Origin of the sequence: Spiractinospora alimapuensis (assembly GCF_018437505.1) — a bacterium.
Classification (GTDB): Bacteria; Actinomycetota; Actinomycetes; order Streptosporangiales; family Streptosporangiaceae; genus Spiractinospora; species Spiractinospora alimapuensis.
Map to the genome: position 1 here is coordinate 1,714,196 of NZ_CP072467.1, position 18,550 is coordinate 1,732,745.

The 18,550-nt window shown below is 68.7% G+C and carries 12 protein-coding genes and 2 pseudogenes; 6 read left to right on the plus strand and 8 right to left on the minus strand.

From position 1 onward, the window contains the following. Positions 1–50: 50 nt before the first annotated feature. From J4H86_RS07905 to J4H86_RS07915, 4 genes and pseudogenes are all read right to left on the minus strand, one after another. On the minus strand, positions 51–563 hold the full coding sequence (locus tag J4H86_RS07905; protein ID WP_236542852.1) for a regulatory protein RecX: 513 nt from the start codon (positions 561–563) through the stop codon (positions 51–53). Positions 564–566: 3 nt separating this feature from the next. Then, entirely contained in the window at positions 567–3,854 is a 3,288-nt protein-coding gene (locus J4H86_RS07910) for an LAGLIDADG family homing endonuclease (protein ID WP_330932532.1), read from the minus strand. Then, positions 3,849–4,076, minus strand: a pseudogene (locus tag J4H86_RS27400) (recombinase RecA); the annotation flags it as partial. The gene J4H86_RS07910 and the pseudogene J4H86_RS27400, both read right to left, overlap by 6 nt. Before the next feature lie 237 nt (positions 4,077–4,313). Further along, entirely contained in the window at positions 4,314–4,508 is a 195-nt protein-coding gene (locus J4H86_RS07915; protein WP_236542854.1) for a DUF3046 domain-containing protein, read from the minus strand. An 89-nt stretch (positions 4,509–4,597) separates the two neighbouring features. Here J4H86_RS07915 and J4H86_RS07920 point away from each other — a divergent pair, with 89 nt between their 5' ends. Further along, a complete protein-coding gene (locus J4H86_RS07920; protein ID WP_236542855.1) occupies positions 4,598–9,106 on the plus strand; it encodes a DEAD/DEAH box helicase in 4,509 nt (1,502 codons plus the stop codon). Between the two features lie 425 nt (positions 9,107–9,531). Here the strand turns inward: J4H86_RS07920 and thiD are convergent. Both thiD and J4H86_RS07930 read right to left on the minus strand, forming a co-directional pair. Next, positions 9,532–9,933: pseudogene (thiD, locus tag J4H86_RS07925) on the minus strand (bifunctional hydroxymethylpyrimidine kinase/phosphomethylpyrimidine kinase); the annotation flags it as partial. 201 nt (positions 9,934–10,134) lie between these two features. Then, positions 10,135–11,364 carry an ROK family transcriptional regulator gene (locus tag J4H86_RS07930; RefSeq protein WP_236542856.1) on the minus strand — a complete coding sequence of 410 codons (1,230 nt, stop codon included), beginning with the start codon at positions 11,362–11,364 and terminating at the stop codon, positions 10,135–10,137. 224 nt (positions 11,365–11,588) lie between these two features. Between J4H86_RS07930 and J4H86_RS07935 the strand changes: the two genes are divergently transcribed. From J4H86_RS07935 to J4H86_RS07955, 5 genes are all read left to right on the plus strand, one after another. After that, a complete protein-coding gene (locus J4H86_RS07935) occupies positions 11,589–12,875 on the plus strand; it encodes an extracellular solute-binding protein (protein WP_236542857.1) in 1,287 nt (428 codons plus the stop codon). A gap of 58 nt (positions 12,876–12,933) precedes the next feature. Next, a complete protein-coding gene (locus tag J4H86_RS07940) occupies positions 12,934–13,947 on the plus strand; it encodes a carbohydrate ABC transporter permease (RefSeq protein ID WP_394356506.1) in 1,014 nt (337 codons plus the stop codon). Further along, the gene (locus J4H86_RS07945; protein WP_236542859.1) at positions 13,944–14,822 is read left to right on the plus strand and encodes a carbohydrate ABC transporter permease; all 879 of its coding nucleotides are present in this window, start codon (positions 13,944–13,946) and stop codon (positions 14,820–14,822) included. Before J4H86_RS07940 ends, J4H86_RS07945 begins: the two co-directional genes overlap by 4 nt. Positions 14,823–14,895: 73 nt before the next feature. Beyond that, positions 14,896–16,347, plus strand: coding sequence for a glycoside hydrolase family 3 N-terminal domain-containing protein (locus tag J4H86_RS07950; RefSeq protein WP_236542860.1), 1,452 nt, complete (start codon positions 14,896–14,898; stop codon positions 16,345–16,347). A gap of 108 nt (positions 16,348–16,455) precedes the next feature. Next, positions 16,456–16,908, plus strand: a complete 453-nt coding sequence (locus J4H86_RS07955) for an RrF2 family transcriptional regulator (RefSeq protein ID WP_236542861.1) — start codon at positions 16,456–16,458, stop codon at positions 16,906–16,908. A gap of 616 nt (positions 16,909–17,524) precedes the next feature. Here the strand turns inward: J4H86_RS07955 and J4H86_RS07960 are convergent. Then, positions 17,525–17,887, minus strand: a complete 363-nt coding sequence (locus tag J4H86_RS07960) for a helix-turn-helix domain-containing protein (protein ID WP_236542862.1) — start codon at positions 17,885–17,887, stop codon at positions 17,525–17,527. Between the two features lie 117 nt (positions 17,888–18,004). Further along, a complete protein-coding gene (locus tag J4H86_RS07965) occupies positions 18,005–18,547 on the minus strand; it encodes a CinA family protein (protein ID WP_236542863.1) in 543 nt (180 codons plus the stop codon). Positions 18,548–18,550: the final 3 nt, after the last annotated feature.

Genomic DNA, 18,550 nt, shown 5'->3' on the forward strand with positions numbered 1-18,550 from the left:
GAAGCGTCACAGAGAGTCCGTTGGGGCGGGATTTCCGTTACCCCGTGGAGTTACTCCACGTCAGGATCGCCAAGCTCGAATTCGATTCCTTCGGAATCCAATTCCTCCCGCACAACACGATAGGCGAGAGCGGAGGAGTATCCCTTCCGGGCCAGAACCCCCATCAGCCGGCGCACCCGGGTCGCGGGCTCCTTCCCCCGCGTCGCGGCCAGCTTCCGCCGCACGAGGTGGCGCGCCATCTCCTCCTCGTCAGCGGGGTCGACGTCGGACACCGCCTCCCGCACCATGTCCTCGGCGACGCCACGACGCCGCAGCTCCACCGCGAGGGCCTTCCGGGCCAGTCCGCGCCCGGTGTGCCGGGACTCCACCCACGCCGCGGCGAAGGCGGCGTCGTCGATCAGGCCGACCTCACCGAACCGGCCGAGCACCGCCTCCGCGGTGTCGTCGTCGACCTCGCGACGACGCAGGGCCTCGGCCAGTTGCGCCCGGGTCCGGGGGGCCGACGCCAGCAGACGCAGACAGATGTTCCGCGCCTTGGCCTCGGCCCCCTGGTCCTCCGACACGGACTAGCTCCGCGCGCCGCGCTTGCCGCCAGACGGCGTGGCCGGCGCGGCCTCCTTCACCTTGTCCTTGTCCTTCTCACCCGCCGTGGCGGCGCCATCCGCGGCCGCCCCCGCCGCATCGGCGTCGGTCCCCATCGGGATACCGAGCTTGTCCTTGATCTTCTTCTCGATCTCGTAGGCGATGTCGGTGTGCTCCCGCAGGAAGTTCCGGGCGTTCTCCTTGCCCTGCCCCAACTGATGACTCTCGTAGGTGAACCAGGCACCCGCCTTACGCACGACCCCGTGCTCGACCCCGAGGTCGATCAGCCCACCCTCACGGGAGATCCCCACCCCGTACAGGATGTCGAACTCCGCCTGCTTGAACGGCGGAGCCACCTTGTTCTTCACCACCTTGACCCGCGTGCGGTTCCCCACCGCGTCCGTCCCGTCCTTCAACGTCTCGATCCGCCGCACGTCCAACCGAACCGAGGAGTAGAACTTCAACGCCCGCCCACCGGTCGTGGTCTCGGGGCTGTTGTGGACCATCACCCCGTCCACGAAGTAGTTGTGGTTCCCCTCCACCTCGATGTCGAAGCGGTGCGTGCTCCGTGTCTGCGGCTTGTCGTGGATGTCGAGGATGGGCGCGGCGGCCAGGCGGTTGACCGGCTCGGAGAGTTCGGGCTCGATCTCGCACTGGTTCTGGAACCGGGGCAGGAGCTTGTAGGCCATGGACTCATGCACGTACGGCGCGATCATCTCCTGGAACCGGGCGGTGGCCGCGGTGGAGAAGATCAGGGTCGCGATGTCCCGGGTGCCACGCTCGGTCAGCTTCACGTCCAGTCCGTGGGTGTCGCGCAGATAGGCGAGGAGTCGTTCGCGTGACCCCGGGCTCATCGCCTCCACACAGATCTCGATCCGGCCTGATCCACCAGCGGTGCGCTGCTGGACCCCCTTGGAGCGCGGAACGAAGCAGCCGTCGTCCATGTACCACACCGCCAGGGCGAGCGGGGTGAGGGACTTCAGGTACTCCCAGGTGAGGTGCTTCTTGCCGTCACCGAAGTAGACGACCTCGCGCAGTTCGTGCAGCTCTGGCAGCGGGGTGAAGTCGGCGAACACCGCGCCCTTGTCGCTGGTGGTCCGGGAGTGGCCGATGTTGCCCAGAAGGGAGACCTTCCAGTCCAGGTAGTCGGCCTGCTGTCCGCCGTGTCCCATCCGGAATCGGACTCCGGTCCGACCACGGGTGTTGGGCGACAGGGAACCGTCCCCCATGACCGCGCCAAGGACGACCTGTCGCTGCTGGTCGTTCAACTGGTGCTGCGTACGGACGAGGAGCCGGTCGCCGGGGAGAAGCTCCCCCGCCTCTCGCCAACCTCCGGGTGTGCGTACGAGGTGATTCGGAGTCGCCGCGAACTGCGACCGCCCGTTGCCGCCGGAGGTACCCACCGTGAACTGGAGGAAGAGGTCGGTCGGACCGTTGTCGAACCAGTTGACGACGCGCCGCGGAACGACCTCGTCCCGCTCTGGGTCATAGGAAAGGACCTCGACATCCATTTTCTGGTTGACGATCTTCCCAATTTTCTCCTGCGAACCATCGGCCAGCGTAACCCGCGTGTTGTAATGCATACAGCCGAACATCACGCCGACTTTTTCGCGGAGTTGGTTAATGAAAATGGCCGTGGTGTTCGTCTGCCGCAACGCACCCGCGATTTTGCGTAGCGCTTGGGACATCAATCGCGCCTGGAGACCGACGTGACTGTCGCCCATCTCGCCCTCGATCTCCGCACGGGGGACCAGGGCCGCGACGGAGTCGATGACGATGATGGAGACCGCACCGGACCTGATCAGCATGTCCGCGATCTCGAGCGCCTGCTCACCGGTGTCCGGCTGGGAGAGCAGCAGGTCATCCACGTTGACGCCGATCTTCTTGGCGTACTCCGGGTCCAACGCGTGCTCGGCGTCAATAAACGCGGCGATTCCACCGGCGTTTTGCACTCCAGCGACAGAATGCAATGCGACGGTGGTGTTGTGCGAGACAATTCCTTCGGCCAGGAAACTGTGGGTCTCCGGCATCATGAGATCGAATGTGGGCTGGCGGCCAGCGTCCTCGACAGAGATGACTTCCTCATAAGTATAGGGAGCACCAGCCAGGAACCGAAGATGGTTGAGCAAAGAGCCTGCGGGAGAATCTTGACGCGGAATCCGCGCCTCAGCCCACTGGATGATCCGATGGAGGCGGTCCGGGCTACATGACAAGTTGATGTTCTTACGAAAGAGATCGCCGGCGATTTCGTCGAACTCGCGATCTCCACCGATACTGTCGCGAATGTCGCGGATCAGATCCCGCATAAATGGGATATTCTCAACCTGTGGACTGTGCTTTGGGTGATGAAAGTTCTTCTCAACCTGGGCCGCCCGACGCTGCGAGCGGAAGCCGATCTCACTGAGGAAACGATGCGCGGCCGACGGGTTGATGATCACGCTCCAGTAGTGCCGCTCATAGATCTTGTTGAACTTTGAGTAGACCGAAGCGGGGATCCCTAGGCCGTAGAGCAGCAGTTGAACGTCGCGCGCCAGCTTCTGTGACGCGGTGCCCAATCCGACCGTGGATTTGGTGTCAATCCAGCCGTCACCCTCGAACAAGGCAGACAGAAATGCGCGCTGAGCCTTGTCGCCAGCCGTGCGCACGCAGTAAGGGACGGACTTTCCAGCAGCCTTGACGACATCGAGTCCGTATTGAGTCTGCAGCGTCTCACGAATACCGCGGCTATACACCTTGTAGTCAATAGCCGCACCCCTGTCTCGACGCTTCACCTCATAATCGAACAAGTAGCGAACAAGACTCGCGTATTCCTCGCCAACCACGGAGTCACAATTTGTGAATGTAAATTGATTCGGAATACTCAAGCAACCCTCAGCTACCAGGTAGCCAAGGAAGACCGCCTCATCCTCACTGAGCCACCCTCCTGCGGACTCCTGAGAACCAAACTTGGCAGAAACAATCTTGTCCCCAACATTGATGTCTTGCGCCTCGCGCCAGACGATGCTCCCCGAATGGGAAACAACTCTCAAGGGATGATTTTTAGTAATTGAGACCGATCGCCCAGACTCCAAGGAGATCTTCTTTACATCCCGCATCCCGTTGCGAGTCAACGCGGCAACCTGTTCGAGGTTTCCGAATTCGTTAACCGCCCTGATTCCAAGATCGCGAATGTCGATGACTGACTCTTCGCCATCCAAGTCCACATGCGCGCGAGCGAAGAGTTCACCAACGGTTTCCAAGCCAGCATCGGACCAAACACGAGTGTCCGACAATGTACACTTCCCCGAACTCTCCGGTCCGAAGACCTCCACAATTCGTCCGCGGGGAATTCCGCCGATGCCGAGGGCGACGTCCAGGGCGATCGCGCCGGTCGGGACGGACTCGATCGCGGGGCGGTTGTCGTCGCCCAGGCGCATGATCGAGCCTTTGCCGAACTGGCGCTCGATCTGCGCGAGGGCGGTTTCCAGTGCCTTGTCTCGGTCAGCAGCAGCCACGGGGAACCCCTGTCGGGTCGATGTCGTCTTCTTCATGTGTCGTGCGACGCTACGCGGAGGCGCTGACACTGCGCGAGCTGTCCGCGTCAGGTGTGGACGGCCGGCGGGGGCCGTCGAGGGACGCCACCCAGGGCGCCGATCGCTCGCACAGCATACCCGAACTTCTGTTCGATGGGGTGTTCGATGTCAGGCCGCCTGTGGTCGCGGGCGGTCGGAGCCTCCAGGGGTCGGGGGAGATCAGCGCACGGTGCTGGGCAGGCCGAATGTGTCACACACCGCGCGCCATACCTCCTTCGCGGCCACGCCGTCGGCGAGGGCCTGGTTCACGGTGCGCGAGCCGAGTGACTCGATCACGTAGTCCTTGGCGAGGCTCTCGGCGTAGGCCTCGCCGAACTGCTCGTACATCCGTTGCCACAGTTGGGAGAGTCGCATGATCCTCCCAGGATCACACCTGGTCGGGCACCTGTCACATCGGGGAGTCGCGCGCCCGTTGTCACGCCGGCCGGCCACACTGGATCGACATGAGCACCCAGTCTGACTCCGCCGACGATGCCCTTGCCCCGTTCTCCGAGGTGACGCGCGCCTGGTTCACGGGCGCGTTTCCCGGGGGTGCCACCCCTGCCCAGGCCGAGGCCTGGCGGGCCATCAGCACGGGTGACGACGCTCTGGTCGTGGCGCCCACGGGTTCGGGCAAGACGCTCGCGGCGTTCCTGTGGGGCTTGGACCAGCTCACCCACCGACCGGAACCGGAGGAGCCCGCGCGCCGCTGCCGTGTGCTGTACGTGTCGCCGCTGAAGGCGCTCGCGACGGACGTGGAGCGTAACCTGCGCCTACCGCTGGCCGGGCTCCAGGCGACGGCGCGGGAGCGGGGCGTGGAGATGTCCGACGTGCGTACGGCCGTACGGACCGGCGACACCCCGGCCAACGAACGCAGGACCCTCGCCCGCCACCCGCCCGACGTGCTGATCACCACGCCGGAGTCGCTGTTCCTGGTGCTGACGTCACAGGCACGGTCCGGCCTCGCGGGCGTGGAGACCGTGATCGTGGACGAGGTGCACGCGTTGGCGGGCACGAAGCGCGGCGTGCATCTCAGCGTCAGCCTGGAGCGGTTGGACGCGCTGCTGGGGCGACCGGCGCAGCGCATCGGCCTGTCGGCGACGGTCCGCCCGATCGGGGAGGTCGCCAGGTTCCTGAGTGGCCGCGGCGCGGACGGGCGTCGCCGGACGACCGTGGTCGCGCCGCCGCACCGGCCCAACCTCGACCTGCGGATCGAGGTGCCCGTTCCGGATCTGTCGCGTCCGGAGGAGGCGGTCGATCCGTCGCGCCGGGACGACACGGCGACGAAGGCGCGGCGATCGGTGTGGCCGCACGTGGAGAAGCGCGTGCTGGACCTGGTGGACGCGCACACGTCGTCGATCGTGTTCGTCAACGCGCGGATGGTCGCCGAACGCCTGTGTGGGCGGTTGAACGAGTTGGCGACCGAGGCCGCGGACACGCGGGCGGTCCCGGCCCAGGTGATGGGTATGTCCGGGCAGGCCGCCGGCGCGGAGCGCGTGGTGGCCCGGGCGCACCACGGTTCGGTGTCGAAGTCGGAACGGGCCGGGATCGAGGCGGAGCTGAAGGAGGGGCGCCTGCCGGCGGTGGTGGCGACGTCCAGCCTGGAGTTGGGCATCGACATGGGCGCGGTCGATCTGGTGGTCCAGGTGGCGAGCCCGCCGTCGGTGGCGAGTGGGCTGCAGCGGGTGGGGCGGGCCGGGCACCAGGTGGGCACGGCCTCGCGCGGGGTCCTGTTTCCCACGTCGCGCGGTGACCTGCTGACGACGATGGTGGTCGCCGAACGGATGGTCGCTGGGGCGATCGAGGAGCTGAGGGTCCCGCGTAACGCGTTGGACGTGCTCGCGCAGCAGATCGTGGCGATGGTCGCGATGGACACGTGGCGGGTCGATGACGTGGCGGCGCTGGTCCGGCGCGCGTACCCCTACGCGGAGCTGCCGGAAAGCGCCCTGGAGTCGGTTCTGGACATGCTGGCGGGGCGGGACACCTCCGGCGACTTCGGTCGGCTGCGCCCGCGTCTGGTGTGGGACCGCGAACAGGACCTGCTGCGGGGGCGTCCCGGGTCGCAACGGGTCGCGGTCACCAGTGGCGGCACGATCCCCGACCGCGGGCTGTACGGCGTGTATCTCTCCGGTGGGGGTGCGGGGCCGACGCGCGTGGGCGAGCTGGACGAGGAGATGGTGCACGAGTCGCGGGTCGGCGACGTGTTCGTGCTGGGGGCGAGTTCGTGGCGGATCGAGGAGATCACGCCGGACCGGGTGGTCGTGTCGCCAGCGCCCGGCCGTCCGGGACGGCTGCCGTTCTGGCGGGCGGACGCGATGGGGCGGCCGGCCGAGCTGGGACGCGCGCTGGGTGGGCTGGTGCGGGAGCTGGGCGGGTTGGAGGAGGACGCCTTGCTGCGCCGCGCTGAGGACGGCGGGTTGGGCGAATGGGCCGCGCGGAACCTGGCCGACTACGTGGCGGCGCAGCGTGCGGCGACCGGGGCGCTGCCCGACGACCAGACGATCGTGGTGGAGCGCTTCCGTGACGAGATGGGTGACTGGCGGGTGGTGGTCCATTCGCCGTTGGGGGCGCGGGTGCACGCGCCATGGGCATTGGCGCTCTCCGAACGGATGCGCAGCCGCTACGGGATGGACGCTCAGGTCGTGCACGGTGACGACGGCCTGATCCTGCGCCTGCCCGACCTGGGGGACTCGTCCGCCTCGTTGCGTGGGCTGGTGGACGAGCTGGTGGTGGCGCCCGAGGACGTGGAGTCGGTGGTGACGCGCGCCCTGGAGGGGTCGGCGCTGTTGGCGTCACGGTTCCGGGAGTGTGCCGCGCGGGCCTTGCTGTTGGAGCCGCGCCAGCCGGGCAAACGGATGCCGCTGTGGCAGCAACGGTTGAGTTCGGGGCAGTTGTTGGCCGCGGCCGCGGCGCGGGAGTCGTTCCCGATCCTGGTGGAGGCCGTACGGGAGTGCCTGGCGGACGACTTCGACGTGGCGACGCTGGTGGGGCTGATGCGCGATTTCCAGACCCGTCGGGCGCGCCTGGTGGAGGTGGAGACCCCGCGGGCGTCTCCGTTCGCGCAGTCGCTGCTGCTGGAGTACACGGCGAGTTTCCTGTACGAGGATGACGCGCCGGTGGCCGAACGTCGGGCCAGGGCCCTCACCCTGGACACCGAGCTGCTGAGTGAGCTGCTGGGGCACGTGGAGCTGCGGGAGTTGCTGGACGCGGACGTGGTGGCGGAGGTGGACGCCGAGTTGCGGCGGACCGCGCCGGGGTGGGGCGTGCGTGGTGTTGAGGAGACGGCCGACCTGCTGCGCGAGGTGGGGCCGTTGACGGTCGCGGAGGTGGTCGAGCGGGGTGGTGGCGCGGAGTGGTTGGCGGAGCTGGAGCGGGAACGGCGCGCGGTGCGGGTGGGGGTCGCGGGGGTGGAGATGTGGGCCTTCGCCGATGACGCGCCGCGCCTGCGCTCGGCGTTCGACGCGGATGTGCCGGACGTCGTGGGTGCGCCCGCGGCTCCGCCGGACGCGTTGGAGGTGGAGTTGGCGCGGTTCGCCCGCACGCGCGGCCCGTTCACGGTCGGGGAGGTGGCGGGCCGGTTCGGCGTGGACTCGGCGGACGTGGAGGCCGCACTGCGTCGGCTCTCGGGTGAGGGGCGGACAACGGAGGGTGAGTTCCGGCCCGGTGGACGTGGCGTGGAGTGGTGCGACACCGACGTCCTGCGGATGCTGCGGCGTCGGTCCATCGCTCGGCTGCGGCGCGAGGTGGAACCGGTGAGCCAGCGAGCGTTGGCGCGGTTCACGACGCGGTGGCAGCACGTGGGTCCCTCCCGGTTGGAGGGTCCGGACGCGGTACTGCGGGCCGTGGAGTCCCTGGGTGGCCAGCCCGTCCCGGCGTCGAGTTTGGAGTCCCTGGTCCTCCCGTCGCGGGTGCGCGACTACGTTCCGGCGATGCTCGACGAGCTGACGTCGGCGGGCGAGGTGCTGTGGACCGGTGCGGGAGCGCTGCCGGGCAGCGACGGGTGGGTGTGCCTGGTGCCGGTGGGCTCGGCGGCCGAGCTCCTTCCGGATCCGGGGCGGTTGCCGAGTACGCCCCTGCACGGCGCGGTGTTGGGGGCGTTGGCCGATGGTGGCGCGCGGTTCTTCCGCGACGTGGTGGATCGGGTGACCTCGGAGCTGGGCAGTCGCGCGGTGACCGACGTCGAGGTGGTCAGGGCGCTGTGGGACGCGGTGTGGGCGGGATTGGTCGGCAACGACACGCTGGCGCCGTTGCGGGCGTCCTTGCACGCCACTCCCAGGGGTCGCGCGGTTCGCGGCCGTCCACGGATGCCGACGCGCTCCGGACCGGCGACGGCGGCGGGCCGGTGGTGGGCGGTCCCCCAGCGGGAGGCCGACCCGACGCGACGTGCCCATGCCCAGGTCTCCGCGTTGCTGGACCGTTTCGGTGTCCTCACCCGTGCCAGCACCGGAGGCACACCAGGGACGTTCCTGCCCGACTATCGGATCCTGCGGGAGATGGAGGAGGCGGGCCGGATCCGTCGGGGATACTTCGTCTCCGGGCTGGGCGCGGCGCAGTTCGCCCTTCCTGGGGCGGTGGAGCGGCTGCGCGCGAACGCGGAGGCGACGGCGGAGAGCCCCCTCGTGCTCGGCGCGGCGGATCCGGCGAACGCCTACGGGGCGGCGGTGCCGTGGCCCCAGCGCGAGGCCCCGGGCGGGCGTCCGGCCCGTAAGGCGGGCGCGATGGTGGTGCTCGACGATGGTGACCTGCTGCTGTACCTGGAACCCGGCGGACGGAGCGTCCTCACGTTCACCGATGATCCTGACCGGCTGGAACGCGCCGCCCGGGCCCTGGCAGCCCTCCCCACGGCCGGTCAGGTCGAGTCCATCGCCATCGAACGCGCCGACGGCGGCCCGGTGTTCGACACGCTGCTCGCCACCGCCCTCACGGCGGCCGGTTTCCATGCCACGCCCAAGGCGATGCGGGTGCGCGTGTGAGGATTCGTGGCGACCGCCGTCGTCGCCACGGGGCCCAAGCTCCAGCTCCGGTCCACTCCCAAGGTCTTGCCCGGTGGACCCCGATCCCCGATACGGTCGCGTCCCGGGGCGTCACACCGGTGGCGCCAGGAGAGTCCGAACGGTGCCCCCCCAGCGGGACGAGGCAGTCCCCGACCGCGTCCGCGAGCACCAGACACGTGGGTTCCGCCGGTCCATATCCCACGATGAACGCACCGTTGGCGCCACCGACGCCACGGAGCGAACGGAGGATTTGGTGTCCCGTCGCGGCCGGGTCCGCGCGTCGCCGGCAGGTTCACGTCCTCAACCTGGGCGGCGCCGAAGCCGCGGACGGGGCAGTCGTCGGCTCCGGAGTGCCTTGGAGGAGTCAGACCCTGCGGGAGCCCACCATCGGGGCAGTCGGTTCCGTGGGTGTTTTTGGTGGAGATGCGTTCGGCGGAGAGGGCGATGGGTTCGGTGTTGGGGCGGATCCATAGGTCGGTGCTGGATTGGCCGCCGAGGTGGCCGCCTTTGACGAGGACTTGTTTCGCGCCTTGTTGGAGGAGGCGTTGTCCTTGTTCCGCGGCGGTGGTGAGGTCTTGGCCGGGTCGTTCTCCGAGTAGTTCGCCTGTCTCGGGAAGGTTGGGGGTGAGGAGGTCGACCCGTGGGAGGAGCAGTTCACGGACGTCGGTGAACAGGGTGTCCAACTGCTCGGCCACGAACGACGCGGGAACCTGATGGATCCCGGTGACACCCGTGGTCGACTGGGCGGCCAGCCCCGTGATCACGGCCATGCCATACGTGCGCAGAGCAGAGAAAGCCTTCAAATCCGCCTGGACACCTTGGGGTGATTCGCCCGGCCCCGTACACCGGCGGGACGCGGGCGATGACCGCCCTCACCTTGTGTCGTCGGTCTCGCCGGTGGAACCTGGGGGTCACCGAGATCCGGAGCTCGTGATCGCACCGCTCCCCATTGGGCCGGTGGCGTACCGATCCGTGGTCGTGTGGAAACGCGGCCGGTGGCCGTCGTCTCACCCGTCGGCGAAGAGGTCCTCGCGGGCGGTGTCCAGGGCGGCCAGGAGGGCTCCTCTGAGGGCGGGGTTGCCGTGGACTTCGCTGATGCGGACGTCTGGGGTGTTCAGGCCGAGGCGGCCGGCCTCACGGCGGACGCGGTGGGCGAGGTCGTCGCCTCCAGCGTGGGAGAGGTCGCCGCCGAGAACGACGAGCCCGGGGTCGAGTATGACGCTGACTGAGGTCACGGCGCGGGCGATACGGCGGGCGATCTCGTTGAGGAAGGCGTCACCGTTCTCGGGGTCGCCCTGTGCGGCGGCGACGGCGTTCTCGACGCTGCTGGCGTCCAGGCCGTGGTCACGTGCGAGGTCGAGGACGGCCGGATGGCCGATGAGTGACTGCAGACCGAAGCGCAGTGTCTCCGCACTACCGGGTTCCCGGTGGGTGCGGTAGCCGTCGGGAAGCCCGACGTCCTCGGGCATGGGGGCTCCCGGAATCGGGAGCCAGCCGATCTCACCGGCGCCGCCGGAGTGGCCGCGGTGCAGCCTCCCCCCGAGCGTGATCGCCATGCCGACTCCGCCGGCGATCCAGATCAGGACGAAGTCCTCACTGTTCCGGGCGACGCCCTCGGAACGCTCGGCGTAGGCGGCGAGGTTCACGTCGTTCTCGATGAACACCGATCGGTTCAAGTCCGCACGGAGCCGTTCCAGGATTCCCTCGTGCCAGGACGGCAGGTTGAACGAGAAGCGCAGGTCGCCGGTTCGCGGATCCACCACGCCGGGGGTGGCGATGGCGAACGACAACAGGCGGTCGAGCGGGATGGACGCGCCCTCGACCAATCGCATCACCGCCGTGTGCACCACGGCCACCGGGTTCTCGGCCCCCGCCAGGTCGACCCGTCGCTCGGTGACCACTTCGCCGGTGATGTCGGCGATGGCGGCGGTGACCTGTCCCGGGCCGCTGGTCGTGACCTCCGTCGGTCCGACGTCCAACGCCGCGACGTAGGCGCTGGACGGGACGACGGCGTACAGCGCGGCGTTGGGTCCGCGGCTGCCCGCTCTGGCCCCGACGACGTGGACGAGGTTGCGCTCCTGGAGCCGGGTCAGGAGCTGCGCCGCGGTCACCTTGGACAGACCGGTCGCCGCACCCACCTGGGTACGGGTCATCGGTCCCGACGCCAGCAGTAGCTCCAGGGCGGCCCGGTCGTTGAGTTGCCGCAGGAGGCTCGGTGTGCCCGGGCGTCGAGACATATCTGTGACTCCCCCATCCCTATTTATTAGGAAAGTTTCTTGTTACTTTATCCGCACGCCACAGCAGCCTGAGAGCCGGGTCCCGACATATCGGACGCCCCCCACCTCTCGCTTACACCGTGCACACGCACGGAGACCCTGATCGAAGCACCCGCACCCTCGCCGGCCAACCACATCGGGAACCGCCGTCGAGCCATCGGGTTCAGGCAGATGGAGGTCATGGCATGAGACCCCTGAAGGTCGGCGCGACAGCGACAGCAGCTCTGCTCCTGCTGAGCGCGTGCGGCTCCGACGATAACGGCGGAGAGCAGTCCGGCGAGGCCCCGGACACCCTGGAAGTCTGGCGGATGGGTGACTCCACCGACGAGTACCTGGAGTACCACGACGACATCGCGGCGGAGTTCCAGGAACAGTACCCGGACACCGAGATCGACGTGGTGTGGATTCCCTGGGACGACTTCGAGAACCGCTTCACCACCGCGATGGTCGACGGTGGACCGGACCTCGTGGAGATCGGCAACGACCAGGTCGCCCGCTGGGCGGAGGCCGGGGCGCTCTACGACATCACCGACATGGCCGAGGAGTGGGAACTGCGCGACGCGGTCCTGGAAGACGCCTTCGCCAACGGAACGGTCGACGGCGTGCAGTACAGCCTTCCGTGGTTCAGTGGCGTCCGAGCGCTGTGGTACCGCAGCGACTGGCTGGACGAACTCGACGCCGACCCCCCGGAGAACTGGGACGAGCTCGTCGACGTGGCTGAGGCCATCGACGACGAGTACGGGGCGAACGGCTTCGCCGCGCCCACCGACTTCGTCAACGGCATCGCCAGCTTCATCTGGAGTGCCGGCGGCGAGATCGCGGTCCAGGAGGGTGAGGAGTGGAGCGGGCGGCTTAGCTCTCCGGAGACCACTGAGGCACTCGAGTTCTACGCGAGCCTCACCGTCGACGGCATCTCCCCCTCGGCGTGCGCCGGAGCCAACGAGGTCGACTGTGCCCACGCCGACTTCGTCAACGGTGACCTCGGCATGTTCATCGACGGCCCCTGGGCTCGGGCCCAGCTCGCGGAGCTGAGCGACGGGTCGACGGACGACTCCTGGGCCACCGCGCCCATTCCGGGTCGGGACGGGATCGCTCCCGCGTTCGCCGGCGGGTCCGACCTGGCGGTGTGGGCGACCACCGAGTACCCCCATGCCGCCTTCGACTACCTCACCCTGCTGAACAACGAGGACAACAGTCTGGCCTACGCCCAGCTCGCGGACTTCTTCCCGCCGTACGAGGAACTGCTCGACAGCGCCGAGTTCCAGGACGACCCCATCCAGGGCGGCGCCGCCACCCAGGCCATGGGTGAACTCCGCGCACTCCCCGAGACCCCCAACTGGGGCCACGTGCAGTGGGAACTGGCCACGCTGCAGAACGCGGCACTGCGCCTCGCCGAGGGCGAGGACTCCGACACTGTTCTCGCCGAGGCGGACGAGGAGCTGGACGAAGCCCTCAACCGCCCCGTCGACTGACCAGCGAGGAAGGTGTCCCGTGGATCAGCCGGACAAGCACCGCGCCTGGCGCGGCGGGGTGCGGAAGGGACGCGTCACGGGGGATCGCGCACCAGCCGCGGATCCACGGGACCGTGCCTCCGGGGGACGGGCGAAACCCGCCCCCGGGGGCCGCGGGCTCGCCCGTCGGCGCCGCCTCACCCCCTACGCCCTTCTCGCTCCCTCGTTCACGCTGCTCGTCGTCGTCCTGGTGTGGCCGATCGTCCACATGGTCTGGATGTCGCTGCACCGTTACAGCCTCCCCGAGGTCACCGGCGCGCGTGAGCCCGAGTGGAACAACTTCCAGCACTACCTCTTCATCCTCACCGACGAACGTTTCTGGACGATCTTCCGTAACACCGTCCTGGTGTGCCTGCTCATGGTGTTCATCACCATGGTGCTCGGCACTCTCGTCGGCCTACTGATGAACCGACTCCCCAACTGGCTGCAGGCCACCGTCGGTACCACCTTGATGCTGGCCTGGGCCACCCCGATCATCAGCGCGGCGATCGTGCACCGCTGGATGTTCGACAGCCGCTACGGCCTGGTGAACCCGGTACTCGACGCGTTGCCGAACTGGCTGGTCGGATCGAACTGGTCCGACTTCAACTGGCTCAACGACCCGGTGCCGTTCTTCTCGGTGCTGATCCTGACCGTTGTCTGGCAGGCCTTCCCGTTCGTCGCCGTGACGGTCCTCGCGGGGCTCAAGAGTGTCCCCAACGAGCTGTACGAAGCGGCACGTGTCGACGGCGCGAGCCGCTGGCAGACCTTCTGGCGCGTCACGGTTCCCATCCTGCGGCCGCTGTTCGCGCTGCTGATCGTCCTGCAGGTGATCTGGGACTTCCGCATCTTCACCCAGCTCTTCATCCTGGCCGGCGGCTTCAGCAACCGCGAGATCTTCCTCCTGCCGTACTACGCCTACCAGCTCGGCTTCGCCTCCACCCCACAGAACTACGGGATGGGGTCGGCGATCTCCGTGGTGATGACGGTGCTCGTACTCGGGATCACGGCGTACTACATCCGCATCATGGTCCGGCAGGGGGAGGTTCGATGAACGTCTATCGCCTCAGGCACATCCTCGGCCAGGTCGGTGCCTACACCGGCGCCGTCGCGGTGATGATCTTCGCGTTGTTCCCCGTGTACTGGATCCTGTCCACGGCCCTCAAGCCCAACAGCGAGATCTTCACCAGGGAACCCTCGCTCATCCCCCGGGAGCTCACCCTGGAGCACTTCCAGCGTGTCCTGTCCGGGGTGCTGATTCCCGAGACCACCTTCTGGTCGTTCCTCGGCAACAGCCTGATCGTGACGCTGGGTTCGGTCGCGGTGGCCGCGCTGTTCGCCATGTTGGCCGCGATGGCCGTCGCACGGTTCAAGTTCAAGCTGCGCACAGCGTTCATCCTCCTGCTGCTCCTCATCCAGATGGTGCCGGTGGAGGCGTTGATCATCACGCTCTTCGTCAACTTCCACTCCGTGGGCCAGGCACTGGACATCTCGCTTCTCGGCAACCTGAGCAGCGTCATCATCGTCTACACCACGGTCGCGCTTCCGATCACCATCCTGATGATGCGCAGTTTCGTCGCGGCGGTCCCTCCGGAACTCGAGGAGGCCGCGGCGATCGACGGGGCCAGTCGGTGGACCATCTTCTGGCGCGTGATGATGCCGCTCGTCGCCCCGGGGCTGGTGGCGGCCAGCATCTTCGCGTTCATCACCGCGTGGAACGAGTTCCTCGTCGCCTACACGTTCCTGCAGAACTCGTCCGGCAGCTACACCCTCCCGGTCTCACTACGGTTCTACTTCGGCCGCGTCACCACGGAGTGGGGTGCCATCATGGCGGCGTCGACGCTCCTCACGGTCCCGGTGATGCTGTTCTTCCTCTTCGTCCAAAGACGCCTCGTCGCCGGCCTCACCCTTGGCGCCGTCAAGGGGTGAGGCCAGGCCATCCCCCCGCCTGCACCACTCATGACAGCCTCAACGATCCACCACCTGCGGAACGGGAGTTACCGTGCACACGGACCCATCTCTGGAGCGTCTCGTCAACGCCACCCTGCTGCCGTCGTTCGCGAACGCGACGCCGCCCCGGTGGCTGTTGGACGCGCTGGACAGCGGAGTCGGCGGCGTCTGCCTGTTCTCCAACAACATCACCGGACCGGAACAGCTCACGGCGCTGACGCGGCAACTGCGCGACGCTGGCGCCGCGACGATCACCCTCGACGAGGAGGGAGGCGACGTCACGCGCATCGCCCACGACACGGGCAGCAACTACCCCGGCAACTGCGCGTTGGGGGCCATCGACGACCCGGACCTCACCCGAAGCGTGATGCGGTCGATGGGACTGGAACTGCGCGGCCTCGGCGTCACGCTGGATCTCGCCCCCTCGGTCGACGTCAACGTCGCCGACGACAACCCCACGATCGGGACCCGCTCCTTCGGCTCCGACCCGGAGGTCGTCGCTCGACAGGCCGCGGCGGCGATCGCCGGACTCCAGGAGGCCGGTGTGGCCGCCTGCGCGAAGCACTTCCCGGGCCACGGCGCCACCCGCACCGACTCCCACACCGAACTCCCCATCGTCGACGGTGACGCCGACCTGCTCGCCCGCCGCGACCTGCTCCCCTTCGTCGCCGCGATCGACGCCGGTGTCCGTGCCGTGCTCACCGCCCACATCCAGTTCCCCGGACTGGGCGTGACCGGACCGGCGACCCATGCACCGGCCATCGTCACCGGGCTCCTCCGAGACCAGCTCGGTTTCGCCGGGACGGTCATCACCGACGCACTGGAGATGAAGGGGGCGTCCGGCGAGATCGGGGTTCCCGAGGCAGCCGTTCGCGCGATCGCCGCGGGTTGTGACCTGCTGTGCCTGGGGCGGTGGGTCTTCGACGACGACGTCGCCGCCGTCCGCCACGCCATCGTCGAGGCGGTGAGGGAGGGGCGGATCCCCGGGGAACGTCTCGAGAGCGCCGCGCGGCGCTCGACCGAGCTCGGCACCGAACTCCCGAGCCCCGCCACCGGAGGGCCGGACACTGAGGTCAGCCTCGTGAGCGCCCGCCGCGCCATTCGCGTCGACGGGGAACTGCCCGCTCTCGACGACCCGTACGTGGTCGAGCTCGACGCCCCACCGATGGCCGCCGTCGGCCAGGTGCCGTGGGGGCTGGGGAGCCACTTCCCCGCGAGCGTGCGCCGGGACGCCGCCCGCACCACCGCGGAGGAGATCGCCACCGGTGCGGGCGAACGGACCTTGGTGCTCGTCCTTCGGGACGCCCACCGGTTTCCGCGCACCCGTGACCTGGTCCAGGAGGTGTGCGCGCTGCGGTCGGACGTCGTGGTGGTGGAGATGGGGTTCCCCGTGTGGCGGCCCGACGCCCGTGCCTACGTCCGCACCTACGGCGCTTCGCGGGTCAACGCGCGCGGGGCCGCGGAGGTGCTGCGAGCCGGCGGCGACTCGAGCCGGGTAGGCTGACAGGCACCCGACCAAAGGAGTGTTCAGGTGACCGCTCGCGCCGTCCCGCTGTCCCCGGTGCCCACGGTGGGTCGCACCGGCTCCACCATGGTGGCCGGGTAGGTCCGCATGCGTCTGTCGGCACGAGTGGACTACGCGCTGCGCGCCGCCGCCGAGTTGGCGGCCGGCGGTGAGGGGCCGGTCACGGCCGAGCAGCTTGCCCGGGCCCAGGAGATCCCCGGCAAGTTCCTGGAGAACATCCTGACCCAACTGCGACGGGCCGGGCTGGTGCGCAGCCAGCGCGGCCCGGTCGGTGGTTACTGGCTCGCCCGTCCCGCCACCGAGATCTCGATGGCGGACGTGATGCGGGCGGTGGACGGCCCCCTGGCCAACGTTCGAGGCGAACGCCCCGAACACGTGGACTACGGCGGGGCCGCCCGAGCGTTGCAGCAGGTGTGGATCGCGCTGCGCGCGAGCGAACGCGCCATCCTGGAGAGCGTCACACTCGCCGATATCGCCTCGGGCCACCTTCCGGAGACCGTGAGCGCGTTCACCGCGAACCCGGAGTCCTGGACGAGCTGATCGGCGGGCGAACGAACCCGTGGCGCACGTGGCTCGGGGGCGTCGGCCGTTCGGCGCGTCGTACCGCACGCCCGTGCGCAACGGAGGACGTCGCGGCCGCGGCGCCTCCGCGCTCACCCCGCGCGGCCACCGCCAACGGCGGGCCGCGTCTCATGGCGGCTCTGGTCGTGAGGATCAGCGAACCACGGTGGGACCTCCTCGTGGCGCCATCGCGTCGCGTCGCCCCGAGGGATGTGTACCGCGGCGTGCCGGCGAGCGGCGTTCGACCCGGCCATGTCGTGCCCCTGTTCCTCGAGAGGAAACAGATCCGCTGCCCGCGCTCACCAGCCCCGCTGGGGAGCGGCGTCCCGCGCGTCGTCGATCGCGCCGCCGTGGGACGGGTCCGCTCGCCGTCGACGGTGGACGGGTGTCGGTCGGGAGAGTGGCGTGTGCCGTCCGCGGACGACACGACACGCGCTGTGCTCGTGGGAATCGTGATGGGCGGCGAGCTGGGACGAGGCCCCGCGGAATCTGGGCCACCGCGCACGCCACGCGCCACCGTCCGAAGTTCACGTCCGGCCCGAAAAGGACTCCTCCTGGTGGGGGCCAGGAGCGGGTCAGACCGCCGGGGCCAGTGTCAGACGCCCACCATGTCCGCGCACTCCTCGGGAACCCGGTCGGGCACCGCGTCGATGCCCAGTCCGCCCGCCGGTTCCACCGGACGTGCGGGGACACTGGAGCTCATGAGCGGCGCCGCCTGGAGCTCGGCCAGGGCGAGCTGGTCCGCGACGTCCCGCAGCACCTGGGACAGGGGAACGCCCAAGGCGGAACAGATGGAGGCCAGCAGCTCCGAGGACGCTTCCTTCTGGCCGCGCTCCACTTCGGACAGGTACCCGAGGGACACCCGTGCCTCGGCCGAAACCTCGCGGAGCGTGCGGCCCTGCCGCTGACGCAGATGCCGTAGCACGTCACCGAGCAGGTGACGAAGCAGGACCATCATTCGCGCTCCCTCCCAGATTCAGCGAGCAACCTTACTGACACCGTACCTGTCCTGACTCCGATCGTCGCACCTCGATCTCGACTGTTCGCTGGAGGGATAACGCCTACCACCGTGGTTTTAGTCCCGTCCATCTCTGACGTGCATTGATTTCTGAGCGTAGTTTCCCGGTGACCAGTCCAGCGCCTCCAGGAGCGACGCGAGCGCGTTATGTACGGTCTGTTCCCTGATCTCCCGACGGTTACCCGTCAGATCGAGCTCACGCGACCACTCTCGGCCATCGGGCGCCGCGAACCCGACGAACACCGTGCCCACGGACCGACCGTCCTGTGGTTCAGGGCCGGCGACACCGGTCACCGCGACGGCCCAGTCGGCCTCCAGCGCGGCACGTGCCCCGCGGGCCATGGCGACCGCCACCTGGGGGTCAACCGCGCCGCGGTCCGCCAACAGGTCGGCGTCCACACCCAGCAGCAGGTGTTTGCTGTGGGTGGAGTAGCTGACGATCCCCCCGAGAAACGACGCGGACGCTCCCGGGACGGAGGTCAACGTCGCGCTGATCCGGCCGCCGGTGAGGGACTCGGCCACGCTGAGCGTGGCCCGGCGCTCCGTCAGCTCGCGCAGTAGGCGGGCCGCCAGGTCCGGTGTCGGCTCGGCGTGCGTCACGGT

Coding starts and splice junctions, on each gene's coding strand:
- J4H86_RS07915 (WP_236542854.1), bottom strand. CDS start 4,508: ATGCGACTCTCCCAACTGTGGCAACGGATGTACGAGCAGTTCGGCGAG.
- J4H86_RS07920 (WP_236542855.1), top strand. CDS start 4,598: ATGAGCACCCAGTCTGACTCCGCCGACGATGCCCTTGCCCCGTTCTCC.
- J4H86_RS07935 (WP_236542857.1), top strand. CDS start 11,589: ATGAGACCCCTGAAGGTCGGCGCGACAGCGACAGCAGCTCTGCTCCTG.
- J4H86_RS07930 (WP_236542856.1), bottom strand. CDS start 11,364: ATGTCTCGACGCCCGGGCACACCGAGCCTCCTGCGGCAACTCAACGAC.
- J4H86_RS07955 (WP_236542861.1), top strand. CDS start 16,456: ATGCGTCTGTCGGCACGAGTGGACTACGCGCTGCGCGCCGCCGCCGAG.
- J4H86_RS07945 (WP_236542859.1), top strand. CDS start 13,944: ATGAACGTCTATCGCCTCAGGCACATCCTCGGCCAGGTCGGTGCCTAC.
- J4H86_RS07960 (WP_236542862.1), bottom strand. CDS start 17,887: ATGATGGTCCTGCTTCGTCACCTGCTCGGTGACGTGCTACGGCATCTG.